The organism is Polaribacter sp. M10, from assembly GCF_054968445.1.
In genome coordinates, this window is record NZ_JBSSBG010000025.1 from 1 (window position 1) to 13,126 (window position 13,126).

The 13,126-nt window shown below is 33.0% G+C and carries 14 protein-coding genes; 1 reads left to right on the forward strand and 13 read right to left on the reverse strand.

Features of this window, described 5'->3' with window-relative positions:
- Window positions 1-210 precede the first annotated feature (210 nt).
- The 9 genes from ACWYN7_RS15850 to ACWYN7_RS15890 all read right to left on the reverse strand — a co-directional run bounded on the left by ACWYN7_RS15850 (window position 211) and on the right by ACWYN7_RS15890 (window position 10,203).
- Complete coding sequence (locus ACWYN7_RS15850) at window positions 211-852, reverse strand: hypothetical protein (RefSeq protein ID WP_462860953.1); 642 nt, start codon at window positions 850-852, stop codon at window positions 211-213.
- A gap of 164 nt (window positions 853-1,016) precedes the next feature.
- Window positions 1,017-1,586: a hypothetical protein gene (locus ACWYN7_RS15855; RefSeq protein WP_462860954.1), complete on the reverse strand. Its 570-nt coding sequence runs from the start codon at window positions 1,584-1,586 to the stop codon at window positions 1,017-1,019.
- 32 nt (window positions 1,587-1,618) lie between these two features.
- Window positions 1,619-2,161, reverse strand: coding sequence for a hypothetical protein (locus ACWYN7_RS15860; protein WP_462860955.1), 543 nt, complete (start codon window positions 2,159-2,161; stop codon window positions 1,619-1,621).
- A 151-nt stretch (window positions 2,162-2,312) separates the two neighbouring features.
- Complete coding sequence (locus ACWYN7_RS15865; protein ID WP_462860956.1) at window positions 2,313-2,639, reverse strand: hypothetical protein; 327 nt, start codon at window positions 2,637-2,639, stop codon at window positions 2,313-2,315.
- Entirely contained in the window at window positions 2,639-2,950 is a 312-nt protein-coding gene (locus ACWYN7_RS15870) for a hypothetical protein (protein ID WP_462860957.1), read from the reverse strand. The genes ACWYN7_RS15865 and ACWYN7_RS15870 overlap by 1 nt, the downstream gene beginning before the upstream one ends.
- Before the next feature lie 149 nt (window positions 2,951-3,099).
- Window positions 3,100-3,417 carry a helix-turn-helix domain-containing protein gene (locus ACWYN7_RS15875; protein WP_459487577.1) on the reverse strand — a complete coding sequence of 106 codons (318 nt, stop codon included), beginning with the start codon at window positions 3,415-3,417 and terminating at the stop codon, window positions 3,100-3,102.
- Window positions 3,414-3,761, reverse strand: a complete 348-nt coding sequence (locus tag ACWYN7_RS15880) for a type II toxin-antitoxin system RelE/ParE family toxin (protein WP_459487578.1) — start codon at window positions 3,759-3,761, stop codon at window positions 3,414-3,416. Before ACWYN7_RS15880 ends, ACWYN7_RS15875 begins: the two co-directional genes overlap by 4 nt.
- A 674-nt stretch (window positions 3,762-4,435) precedes the next feature.
- The gene (locus ACWYN7_RS15885) at window positions 4,436-7,417 is read right to left on the reverse strand and encodes a WD40/YVTN/BNR-like repeat-containing protein (RefSeq protein ID WP_462860959.1); all 2,982 of its coding nucleotides are present in this window, start codon (window positions 7,415-7,417) and stop codon (window positions 4,436-4,438) included.
- An 8-nt stretch (window positions 7,418-7,425) separates the two neighbouring features.
- Window positions 7,426-10,203 (reverse strand): S9 family peptidase, encoded by a 2,778-nt coding sequence (locus ACWYN7_RS15890; RefSeq protein ID WP_462860960.1) that lies wholly within the window; start codon window positions 10,201-10,203, stop codon window positions 7,426-7,428.
- Window positions 10,204-10,903: 700 nt separating this feature from the next.
- Between ACWYN7_RS15890 and ACWYN7_RS15895 the strand changes: the two genes are divergently transcribed.
- A complete protein-coding gene (locus tag ACWYN7_RS15895) occupies window positions 10,904-11,287 on the forward strand; it encodes a Fur family transcriptional regulator (RefSeq protein ID WP_462860961.1) in 384 nt (127 codons plus the stop codon).
- A gap of 10 nt (window positions 11,288-11,297) precedes the next feature.
- Here ACWYN7_RS15895 and ACWYN7_RS15900 read toward each other — a convergent pair whose 3' ends face one another.
- The 4 genes from ACWYN7_RS15900 to ACWYN7_RS15915 are packed head-to-tail and all read right to left on the reverse strand — an operon-like array spanning window position 11,298 to window position 13,068.
- Window positions 11,298-11,585, reverse strand: a complete 288-nt coding sequence (locus tag ACWYN7_RS15900) for a LytR/AlgR family response regulator transcription factor (RefSeq protein ID WP_462860962.1) — start codon at window positions 11,583-11,585, stop codon at window positions 11,298-11,300.
- A 39-nt stretch (window positions 11,586-11,624) separates the two neighbouring features.
- Window positions 11,625-12,026: a LytR/AlgR family response regulator transcription factor gene (locus ACWYN7_RS15905; protein WP_462860963.1), complete on the reverse strand. Its 402-nt coding sequence runs from the start codon at window positions 12,024-12,026 to the stop codon at window positions 11,625-11,627.
- Between the two features lie 3 nt (window positions 12,027-12,029).
- Window positions 12,030-12,230 (reverse strand): hypothetical protein, encoded by a 201-nt coding sequence (locus ACWYN7_RS15910; RefSeq protein WP_462860964.1) that lies wholly within the window; start codon window positions 12,228-12,230, stop codon window positions 12,030-12,032.
- A 43-nt stretch (window positions 12,231-12,273) separates the two neighbouring features.
- Window positions 12,274-13,068 (reverse strand): sensor histidine kinase, encoded by a 795-nt coding sequence (locus ACWYN7_RS15915; RefSeq protein WP_462860965.1) that lies wholly within the window; start codon window positions 13,066-13,068, stop codon window positions 12,274-12,276.
- Between the last annotated feature and the right edge of the window lie 58 nt (window positions 13,069-13,126).

Sequence of the window (13,126 nt, forward strand, 5' to 3'; positions counted from 1 at the left end):
TGCTAAAATTCCATACAAAATTTTAATTCCTTTTTCTTTCATCTTTTAGCGTTCTGCTTTTTGCTTGTTGCCAACGTGTTTGTGTAATGAAAGTTGCGTGGTTTAAGCAATAAAGTTAATAAATAAAACACGAACCAAGAAAATCCGAGAGGATTTTCGTAAGTAGGCTTTTACCAGCAATTTTTTTTACACGGTGTTAGGCACTTTTTTTTATTTTCCACCTTTCTTTCTATTATATTTTTCCATTATTTTAAATGCTTTTTTTCCATTATTTAATATGTCATTTTGTGTCAAATAATGAATTGCAAATACAATTTGAACACCTCTATTTTCAATATTTATAGATTTCGGATATTCCAAAATATTAGTTGCGATAAAATTTAGATTTCCTAATCCACCAGTGTCTAAAGTTTCTGCATATTTTATAAGATATCCACTGGTTTTTCCTAATTCACGAACAAATTTTATATAATTTTCATTTCCACTGAAGCATAGACTGTAATACTCGTATTTGGGTTCGTAATCACTCCAATTTCTGCACCCACTCCATATTTTTATAAACGTGCTCAATGAAATTTTCTTCAAAAGATTTTTCTGTCTTCTAAAATTTATTTTTTTAGCTATATATGTACCTCTAGATTTTTCAATTTTAGGAATTATTTTTTTGACACATTTTCCAAAATTCTTTCTTTCGGAATCGCCACAAAGTTCTTTTTGAAAAAAATCTGTTATAATATTTAGCTCCTTTATTTCCTGCGTAGAAAAATAATTATTTAAGCTTGTTGAAGTTTCTTGTCCAAATGAAACTTGATTTAAAAATAGTAAGATATATAAGATTATTTTTTTAATCATTAGAGTCTCATTTTCATAATTGTGCCTAACGTTGTTGTATAAGGTTTGTTGCGTTGGTTTTGCAGTAAAGTTAGTAAATAATTACTGACAAAGAAAGTCCGCGAGGACTTTCGTAAGTAAGCAAAAAGCCAGCAATAAATTTTATACGGTGTTGCCAGTAGTTTTTATTTAAATTCTTTCGGTTTTCTTCTTATATATTTATTTTTTTTTATTTCGTTTGAGTTTGAGTAAAGAGTATAAAATAGTTTCTTTTGTGGATTTTTATATTCTAAAAGGATTTTCAAATCATTAAAATTAGGAGGAAGCCCTTTAGCTTGAGTTCTTTCATTTCCGTTAACTTCTTCAAACATAGTATAAGTTCCTTTTAGAAGTATCTGTTCATTAGCTTGAATTGGTTTATTTATGTCAAGTTTGTCAATTTTCGTAAAACTTAACTGTTGGTTCAAGTAATTTAGTTTTGGGTAATATGCAGTTATTTCTGAATTATTTGTGATTTTTAAATCAATTCTCCAATCTATTTGAAAAACATATATTGCTTTATTTCCTTCAACATAACCTTTTGACGTGTCATTTTTCCCACTCAAACCTCGATTCATACTTAAACTTCCATCAGGAATTAATTCAATAGTCAGTTCAGGGCCGTTGAAATAAACTTTTCTAAAATAAGGAATAAGTGCTAAAAGAATAGTTATTACTAAACCTAAAATTCCAATTGTAATACTTAATGGATCCATTTTATCTTCAATTTGTAGCAAACAAAGTTGCATTATTTATCTTCCTTTAGTTTTTTAATACTCCATATTGTAGAATAAATTAAATATCTAACTCCAAAAATGATAGATATGATAATAGTAAATAAATCTAATGGATAAATTTCATTATTAAATATTGATTTTTTTAGACTTCTTATTTTTTTCTTTAAAACTAAAACTTCTTTTTTTTCTTTATTTCCAAAAACCTTTAAATTCCATTCTGCATAATTAGCCTTTAATGTTGCTTTACCTCCTAAAATTTCGAAAACGTTCTTTTTTTCAATTTCGCTATTCTTTATTTTATTTATCCACTTTTCTTCGCTCATTTTTAATGAGTCGGTTGCTCCTAAATAATTAAAAAGCCCTGATAAATATTCATTATTGGGTTTTCTAAATTCAGAGTTTAATAATTTTACCTCCTTATTTAAAGATTCAATTTCATTTTTATTACTGGAATTTAAGTAATTCCAAATTACAAAAATTCCAATAAATAATATTATTGAAAATAAAGAATATAAAAACTCTCTTGCTATAATTTTCTTAACTTTTTCTTTCATTTCGGATTTGAGTGAGTAATTACTGGCAACGTTGTTGTATAAGGTTTGTTGCGTGGTTTAAGCACTAAAGTTACTAAATAATTACAGACGAAGAAAGTCCGAGAGGACTTTCGTAAGTGAGCAAAAAGCCAGCAATAAATTTTATACGGTGTTAGCTACTGGCATTTTTTATTAATTCCATTATTTCATTACTGTTACCTGCTGATTCAATTATTATTTCGTTAAAGTCTTTAAAATCAGATATTCCAATTCCACCTTCAGGATTTAATTTTTGTTTGTTATCTAATTCTAATATAAAATCAAAGTCAGAACAATTAGCAATTCCTTTTTTTTCAGATAAAGACTGAATATTTGATTTATATAATTTATAGTTTTCATTTGGAACTAATTCTCCAATTATTCCACCCATACTTTCGTCTGAAATTTTTAAGTTTGTTGTTCCAACAACATTTTCATTTATATAAATTTTCGCTTTCATTAATCTTTTCCTTCTATTGATATTTTAACAAGTTCAATTCCTATATTTAAACCTAAAAGAATATTTATCGTTTCTTCATCTACTGAAATAATTATTAATTTATAATCTTTTTTTTCCTCAGAAAATTCCACAGTTTCTATTTCCGAAATTCTCAAGGTCAAGGAAAGTCCTAAATTTAAAGAGATATTAACAAACCAATTGACTTGCATTGTTCCTTTTTTAATTTCACCAATCATATAGAATTCATTCCTTCTTTTGATTGCAAAACTATCAATAACTTCAAATTCTCCTTGTTCAGTTTGGGTGTTCATTTTGCTTGTAGCTAACGTTTTTGTATAATATTAGTTGCGTGCTTTAAGCACTAAATTTAGCAAATAAATCACAGATAGAAAGTCTGCGAGGACTTTCGTTAACTGGCTAAAACCAGCAATTAATTTTATACTGTGTTGTGTATAGTGCTTTATTCAGTTGCTAAATCCATTTTTTGATTCAATAATTCTACATTAAAATTAATTTTAGCATTTAAGGCTCTAAAAACTTTCAAAATTGTTTCAAATCTTGCGTCAGTTAAATTGTTTTCAATTTTAGAAATTTGAGCTTTTTTTACTCCAATAAGTTCTCCAAGTTGAGTCTGTGTTAATTTTCGGTCTTTTCGTGCTTGTCTAATTGCTTCTCCAATTAGGTCAAGTCGTAATTCGTTTTCGTAAGAATCTCTTTCATAAGTTCCTTTTTTACCAATATATTTGTCTTTTACTTCATCGAGTGTATATGTTTTCATTTCTTTTTGTTTTTAAATTCAAAGTATTTTTTCATTAATTCGGTTGCTTTGTCAATCTCCTTTTTAGGTGTTTTTTGAGTTTTCTTTATTATTCCGTGAGTTGCAATAACAATTGTCACTTTCTTGTCAGTTTTATTCCAAAATGCAAAAAGACGATACTGTTTTTTATTAAACAATGTCCGAAATTCCCAAATATCTGAAGTCAGTTTTTTAAAAAGTGTATTGTCGGATTTGACTTTTGCTTTGTCAATATTGAAAAGTATTTTTTCTCGTGCCTTCTCGTCCAATTCATCAAGAAATTCAAAAACTTCTTTAAGGAACTCAACTTTAAATTTTTCTATCATTCATATTTGTTTAATACAAAGATATAAGTTTCCTTTTTAGTAAACAAGTTTAATTTTATAACTGAATTTTTTTTCGCATTATACACAACTTGTATATACACCCAACTTTTATCAGCCTTTAAAACCAAATTGGCGGGCTATGCTGAGTTTTTATTGTTTATACTTATCTTTAATTTTTTAGTTAAAGATATCATTTTATTATAAAACATCAAACCCATTTTTAGAATTTTTACATACAGCATAAAATAAAACGTTCTACTCCCCTATTTTGCCTTTTTTTATAGCCAAATTTCAACATAAAAAAAGCTAAAAAAATACCATCCATAAACACACCAAATTTGTACTCTAAAAAAGACAAATAAACATACTCCATATCAGTGTCATATCAGCGTCATATTAACGTCATATTAACGTCATATTAACGTCATATAAACGTCATGTTAAGCCACCTCAAAATTAAGCCTTAAAAAAGGGAAAAATTCCACTCAAAAAAGGCAGCAAAAATACCACAAAAAAAAGGGTAAAAAACAACCCTTTTTTATACTACAAAAGCACACCAAAAAAAGGGGTTCAATAAAAGCATGTTTAAACCCAAAAAACAGCATAAAAAAAATTGGTAGCATTACTTCTAAAAGTAACCATACCAATTTTAAAAAAGTGTTGTTCAAAAAGCCTTACTTTGCAGCTTCTTGTTGCAATGCTTTAAACTGTTGCAATAATTCTTTGTAACGGTTTTCGGCTTCTTGTCCTGGTTTTTGGTCTGCATTGCTAATCATGTTTAGCAAATACCCTACTTGAGCTACAAACATTTGTTGCGGATACACTACATCATCATTTTTAAGTTGTTGTAGTACTTTTTTAGCAGTTTCTGACTTGCTTTTCTCCAATTGGGCTTGCAGTTTTCTAGCGTCAGAAAGTAATACAATTACTTTTTCTTGCAACGCAATCTGATTCACCAAATCCGTTTTGCTCAATCCGCTTTTAGCAACCCTAGGATCCATTTTAATTTCAAAAGGCTGGCTTAACGTTTGTCCGTTTACTTTTAAGTTTACGGTATACAGGCCAGGCGCTACAATAGGGCCTCTTTTAAAACTTCTTCTTGGGTTGCTAGACCATGCTCCTTTTTGTCGTAAATCCCACGCAAAACGATTAATTCCTGCTTTGGTTTCTAGCTTAGTATCTACATATCGAAAAACCTGACTCAGGTTCATGTCTTCTACCTCTTCTACTTTTGGCAATAAGGTTTTATTACTTACAATACTAGCAACCGTTTTGTTTTGGGCATCTATAATTTCCAATTCAATAGGACCTTTGTGGCCTTTTGGCAAATAATAATCAATACGTACACTGGTTCTTGGGTATTGTGCCACCCCTGCTCTACTGCTTACCTTCGGATATCGATAACGGATGGTATTGTCTGGCTGAAACAATACAGGGACATCTTTTAATTGAGTAATACGTGCATCTCTCAAAGCCGTAATATTGTCTAGAATCCAAAATGCTCGTCCCATGGTACTCAATACCAAATCGCCTCTAAATATTTTAAGGTCGGTAATGGGAGTTACAGGTAAATTTTGCTGAAAAGAGTGCCACTGCTCACCATCATCAAAAGAAACAAACATCCCATATTCTGTACCTGCATACAACAAACCTTCTCGTACAGGGTCTTCTCTTAACACTCGCGTATAGTAATCTGAAGGTATTCCGTTAGTTGCTGTAGTAAGCAATTCCCAACTTTTTCCATAGTTTTCTGTTTTATAAATATACGGTGTCGCATCGCCCAACAAATGTCTTTCTACGGCAATATAGGCTTTGGCAGGATTGTGGTGCGAAGGTTCTACAGACTCAACGCGTCCGCCTTTAGGCATTTTTTTAGGGGTCACATTTTTCCAAGTTTTCCCTCCATCTTGGGTGATAGAAATTACTCCATCGTTAGATCCTGTCCAAATCAACCCTTCTTTTAGTTTCGATTCTCTAATGGAATACAAAGTACTGTAATATTCTTCTCCGGTGATGTCTCTCGTAATCGGCCCACCAGAAATCACTTGTTTGTCGGCTTCAAAAGCGGTTAAATCGGGTGATATGGTTTCCCAACTCTCGCCATCGTTTATGGTTTTATGCAAATATTGCGATCCATGATACACCACATCAGGATTGTGAGGCGAAACATGAATGGGTGCTACGCGCTGAAAACGGTATTTTAAATCTTTAGGATTGTGTCCATAAATGTTAGACGCTCCAACATAATAACTTTTTTCGGTACCTGTGGTTTTGTCGAATACAAAAAAGCGCCCTTTACAATTGGCATACACAATATTGGCATTGCCTGGTTTGGGTACTGCTGGGCCTGTTTCGCAACCTCCTGTATTCATAATCCAGCCTACACCCGGATATTGAATGGCGCTTGGCGGAAAACTTGGCACAGAAACAGTGCTACTATTGTCTTGCTGCCCTGCATACAACCAATACGGATATTGATCGTCTACTTCTACTTGATACAATTCTGCTGTGGGTTGGTTAAATTGGGTAGACCAAGTTTTACCGCCATTATGCGATATGTTGGCCCCACCATCATTGGCCTGAATTATTAGTGATGGATTCTTCGGATTCAACCAAATATCATGATTGTCTCCATGGGGTGCGCTCATACGTTTCCAAGTTTTTCCACCATCGGTTGATTTTAACAACGGATTGGCATTGGAATACACAATGTCTGGATTGGTAGGATCTAATTCTATATTGGTATAGTAAAATGGTCGGTTTACCAAACCTTTGTTGTTAGAAATGTGGGTAAAAGATTTCCCTTGATCTACTGATTTGTACAAACCGCCTTCTTTGCCAGGGGCTTCTATAACCGCATACACAATGCTAGAATTTACAGGCGACACTGCCAAATCAATTTTACCAATCAATCCTTTAGGCAATCCGTTTTCTAGTTTTACCCAGTCTTTACCACCGTTAATAGATTTATAGATTCCGCCTTCATCTTTGTTTCCTCCAGAAATAATCGTCCAAGGTTTGCGTTCTGCTTTCCAAGCTGCAGCATACACAATATCCGGATTGTTGGGTAACAATTCCAAATCGGCAAAACCTACTTGGTCAGAAACAAATAAAACTTTTTCCCAATGTTTCCCTCCGTCTGTGGTTTTATAAATACCGCGCTCGCTATTGGCTTTAAAAGCATTCCCAATGGCTGCTACCCAAACTACATTGTGGTTGTTCGGGTCTATTTCTACAGCACCAATTTGGCCTACATCCTTTAATCCAATGTGCTCCCAAGTTTTTGCACCATCTATAGATTTGTACATTCCTTTACCCGCAATTACATTGCTTCGTAATCCGTCAGAACCTGTACCAACATACACAATATTAGGGTCGTTAACGGCTACTTCTATAGCTCCAATAGATGGGGTAGCAAAATAACCATCAGATACGTTGTTCCAAGACACTCCATAGTCTTCTGTTTTCCAAACGCCACCACCAGTAGCTCCTAAATAAAAGGTGCCTGGTAATTGTGAAGTTCCTGTTACTGTGGTTACTCTTCCTCCTCTTTCTGGTCCTACAGTTCTGTACTGAAAAGCATCAAAATCTTGAGCTTTAATTCCCAATGCCATCAATACAAAAAGAAGACTAATTTTTATTGTTTTAAATTTCATACTATCTGTTATTTATCTTCTTTGATGAGTTCGTAGCCTTGGTTAATTCCCTTTTCTAGGGCAGGTACCCCACGTTCCATCCACATTGGTTTTGGGGCTCCTTTTAAATAATAATCAAAGAATTGCGCCAAACGAATGTTAAAGTCTATTCTATTTTGCATTTTTAAAGGCCAGTGGGGTTCGCCATTATAATTCAATAACCACGAAGGTTTGCCCAAACGTCTTAAGCTTACAAAGAATTCAATTCCCTGATACCATGGCACATGTCCGTCTGCATCATTGTGCATAATTAATAATGGAGTTTGTATTTTATCGATATTAAAAATCGGTGAGTTTTCTACATAACGCTGCGGATATTCCCATGGCGTACCTCCTATTCTACTTTGGGTATGCTCGTACTGAAACTGTCTGCTTAAACCTGTCCACCAACGGATTCCTCCATAAGCACTAATCATATTCGGTACAGGTGCTCCTGATTCTGCAGCTTTAAAGATATTGGTTTTGGTTACTAAATAGGCAATTTGATACCCTCCCCAGCTGTGCCCTTGCACACCAATATTGTCTTTGTCTACAAATCCTTTGTCTATTAAAGAGGTAATTCCAGGTATAACACAGTTCAAAGCACTTTCTCCAGGATACCCATCTCTATAATAAATATCAGGATTAAAAATTAAATACCCACGACTGGCATAAAAAGGATAATTGATGGTAGATCTACCATAAGAAGGCGCACGATGTCTGTAAATACCGTCTGAATTTTTCTCATAGAAATTCACAATCATTGGGTATTTCTTATTCGGATCAAAGTTTTCTGGTTTTACCAACATCCCTTTTAAGGGTTTGCCATCTAAAGAAGTCCATTCCACCATTTCAATTGTTCCCCAATTGTAGTCTTTTTGTTGCGGATTGGCATCTGTTATTTGTTTGGGTGATTTTAGGCTAACGTCTGTAACATAATAATTCGGGAATTCCGTAAAATTTTGTCGTGTAAACAGCATTCTCTTTTTTTTATCTTGTTGTGCCATTTTATAGGCTCCATACGTATGGCCAGATTCCACCAATTGTGTTATTTTATTGTTCTTCGGATGAAAACTTGCTATTCCACCAAACTTGGTCTCATCATTAAAGGTTCTTAACAACCAAGTGTTCTTTGTTGAGATGGATTTTTCATCATCATCTAATTTAATATAACGATAGCTGGTCTTTTTAGCCCTACCATTTGTCAATTGTTCTGCAGCTCCTGTATCAGGATCAAAAGCCCAAATGTCGTAACGATCGTAAACCAATAGCTTTTCATCGTTTTCTGTCCAGCCCATAGCCCTATAACTTCTTGGATCATCAGGATAATCGTGCAACTCGTTATAGAATTGTTTTCCTTTGGTTAAGGCTTTGTAGCTCGATGTTTTAAGGTTGTAAGTAAACCAGGTAGAGTCTTTTCTAGAATAGCCATACATATAATTTCCTTTCGGACTCAATGCGTTTCCTCCGTAAATCTTTTTACCCAACATTGTTTTTTTACCCGTAGATAAATCTACTTTCATCATGTCCATAGCACGTTGGCCTGTCCACTGACTCTCTAACATATAAGGCGTATTGTTACCAATAACGGCATAGTCTGAGTTGCCTTCATCTGCATAACGTGCAACATCAAACTCAGCATCTGCAATCTGCACCATTGTATTCGAGCTAAAATCATACAAAGACAAAAAGGCTTTTTTCTGATCTCTTTTTACTTGCATTTCTTGTACAGTGTACAATCTTGGTTCGTTATAACTCCACACTTCTACATTTACAATTTCTTCTTTAAGTAAGGTGGTGTCTTGTACAATAGGCGGTTTTCTTAATCCAAAGTACAAACGTTCTTCGTTTTTAGAAAAAACCAATCGTTCATCTGGCGATACCAATAAGTTGGCTGCATTCTCTTCAGAGGCTACCAATTGCTCTGCAGCAGCTGTTCCACTTTTCCAAGCAAACAAACTTGGCTTTTTAATTAGGCTTTTGGTAGAATCTGCATCTACTACAAAACCAATGCGTTTTCCAGAATCAGAGATGCCCATTTGTGGGTATTTGGTTTTAGCATGACTCTCAAAAATCAATGTAGATGCTCCATCTTTTACATTGTATTGGTAAACACCACTTTTCATTCCCGATTTTGTACCTGTAGTTGCATAGGTTATTACCTTACCTTCTTTAGACAAAGCATGTTTGGTTACAAACTTTAAGGTATCTTCTATACCTGTTTCTAATTGACGGATTACAATATGATAGCCATTTTTACTCGATACCTTTTTTACTTTTGGTTTTTGGGTTTTTGCCTTTGCTGTTTTTTCAGGTTGCTTTTCTTTCTTTGGCTTTTCTGTTTTTTCTGTTTTTTCTGATTTTCCTTTTTTAGGCGTTACCGGTTCTAATTGATAAGCCACAATACCAGCCCATTTTTCCGGAATTTTGTACCATTTTACATTCGGTATTTTTTCTACCTTTTCTTTCTGAATGTTATAAATTACCAAAGTATCTTTCGGAAAATCTTTCTTTTTGGTCTTTTTACGTTTCAATGCAGTAATACTGTCTTTAGACGCATTCACCGAAAAAACCACGAACTTAGAATCGTAAGTAAAATCTCCTCCTTTCGCACGAGGATATTCCATAATAGCATTGCCCTTAGTACTTTTTAAGTATAGGGTTTGGTCTTTTTCGTCTTGAGCTAAGCCGAATAAAACATAATCCCCAGAATTGGATATGCTTGCATTTTTAATCTGGTTCCATAATGCTTTATCTTCATGTTGCATTACTTTTTTTTGCGCTTGCAAAGAAATTGCGACGCAAAACAATAGAAAAGTGGACAAAGTTTTCATAAGTGTACTAGTTTGAATTTGAATTGATATACCTAAAGTTCTTTTGTGTTGAACTTGTCTGAATTATACTATGTTATTACTCGTAAAAAAGTGAATGCTTTTATAAACATTCACTCAAGTTGATTAGTTGTCAATAGCTAAAATGATTTAACTATGGTAAAGACCCATTTAAAAATAATTTGTGCTTGCAAACGCTTTTTAAATTAGTGGAGGATTACAAGTTTCTTTAAAATTTGTATCCTAAGGAACTTGCGCGTAAGTAAATAAAAAAAAGAGAGGTGTTATTTTGTGCATAGGTTAATTAGTTTGATTTGAATTTTGTCCTAAATTAAGAAGATTTTAACGAATTGATTGCCAAAAGCTAATACTGTTATCAATTTTAACGCATTTTAAAGAATACTTTAACATTATATCACCTACATGACCTATTTTATTTTTTTGCCAGTACAATCCCTAAGAATATAATTCAAATGATTTACATCGTTTTGATTCAATTGTAAAGTGCCTGTAATAGCCACTACATCATCCGTTTTAAAGGTATTCGAATTTATATAGTGAATCTCTAGGGCTGTTTCTGGTTATTGCACAACATTTCCTTTTTTTAAATACAACTAAGTTGCATTATATTTGTATTATGGGAGTAATAAGAAAAACGAAATCTGTAGCCGCTATTTTAGGTGAGTTTGAGAAATTAGAAGGCTCAGGTGCCATTTCAGTGATAGATTTGATTGCTATGATCGGCACAAGATTTAACAAGACCACTATATATCGTGTTTTAGATAAATTGGAAGAAGATGGTTTGTTGCATTCCTTTTTAGGAAAAAACGGATTAAAATGGTATGCCAAATGTAATGGCTGTACTTCTACTGCACATCATGATTTGCATCCGCATTTTCAGTGTGTAGCTTGTGGTAAAGTAGATTGTATACCCACTACTGTAAGTATCCCAAGTTTGCCCAACAGAAAAGTGGACACCACCCAGGTATTGATACAAGGTACATGCGAAAATTGCCTTTAGAAATACTACTTTAAAAGGAATTTTTCTGAACAAATGCTAAAAACTTTGGTTTGTACTGCTCAGAAACTGTAATACGTTTTTTGTTGATTATAATTTGGCTGCGTTCTATTTCTTCTATGTTTTTTAAAGACACAATATAAGAACGATGTACTCGCATAAATTGAGCACTAGGCAATTCTTGCTCTAAAGTTTTTAAGCTCATTAAAGTTAAAATGGCTTTTGGGTTGTGTTTTAACCAGATTTTAATATAATCTTTTAAGCCCTCAAAATACATTACATCCGCTAATTTTATACGCAATTGTTTGTATTCTGATTTTACAAAAAGGAATTCCTTTTCTTAAGACACTACTTGTTGTGCTTTGCCTTTTATCAACTCGAACCATGTATTGGCTTTGTTGGCAGCCGCTAAAAACTCAGCATAATCAAAAGGCTTTAACAGGTAATCTAAGGCCTCTACTTTAAAACCTTCTAGTGCATATTCATCAAAAGCAGTGGTAAAAATAACACGTGTTTCTTTGGGCAGCATTCTAGAAAACTCAATACCGGTTAAATCTGGCATTTGTATGTCTAAAAACAGCAAATCTACAGGATGTTCTTTGAGATACTGCAGGGCTTCTATAGTACTACTACACTTCTTTTTTAGCTCTAAAAAAGGCGTTTTTTCTACATAACTTTCTACTAAATTTAGTGCCATAGGTTCCTCATCTACTACAACACAAGATATTTTAATCTGACTCATGGTTTATTGGGTTTCAATTTCTAAATTTACAATAAAACGATCTGAAATGACTTCCGTTTGAAATAGATATTGTTCTGGATATAATAATTCTAGCCTTTTTTCTAAATTCTTAAGTCCTATACCAGAACCACTTTTATCGTTTGCTCTTTTTGGGAAATTTGTGTTTTTTATGGTAAACGATACGGTTTTGTGGGTACTAGTCATATTGATGTTAATCGTGCTTTCTTTGCTAGCAGAAACCCCATGTTTAAAAGCATTTTCTATTAAAGAAATAAATAATACAAGGTGCAATTTGAATGCCTGTTTCTGCATTCGGAAAATTATAATCTACCTTGGTCTTATCAGATACTCTAAGCTTCATTAATTCAATGTACTTTGTCATAAAATCAATTTCTTTGGTTAAGCCAATCGATTCTTCATTGGTTTCGTACAAAAGATAACGCATTAATTTACTTAAACTATGTATGGATGTTTTAGCCTTATTAGGCGAAAGATCTACCATAGCATAAATATTATTTAAAGCATTAAAAAAGAAATGGGGTTGCAATTGATAATGCAAATGCTGTAATTCTGATTGCAATTTAAAATTAAGGGCTTCTTTACGTTCTGCCTCTGTTTTTACCCAACGTTTGGTGGTTTTAACAGCAATAGAAAATAACAAAGGCGCCATATAAGATACCATTTGAATGTAAATAAACATTTTAAACGGAGGCCCTGAATTGGTACTATTATTAGGTCTATTTTTAGCGATATCTAGAAAAAAAGTATCTTCTATGGTTTCTTTTAAATAGATAAACCCTCCAATACAAATAATGTTAATAAGCACAAACCATAAGGTTTTTTTATTGAACAGATAGGTGTCTATCCATAAAAAATAGTTCAAATAAAAGAGCATTGCCGAAAACAATAAAGGAATCCAGAAATGAATGATTACTCTGTTTAAATCTTGTTCTTGTCCGTAAGACAATAAATAAGGCATACTAAACAGCACAAACCAAACCAGAATGTGCGAGAGTAAGGTAATGTTTTTATTTTTAATCATATTGTTTTATGCTAATGCTTTATTAAAATGATGTCTTATTTTTTAATGAGAATTCATT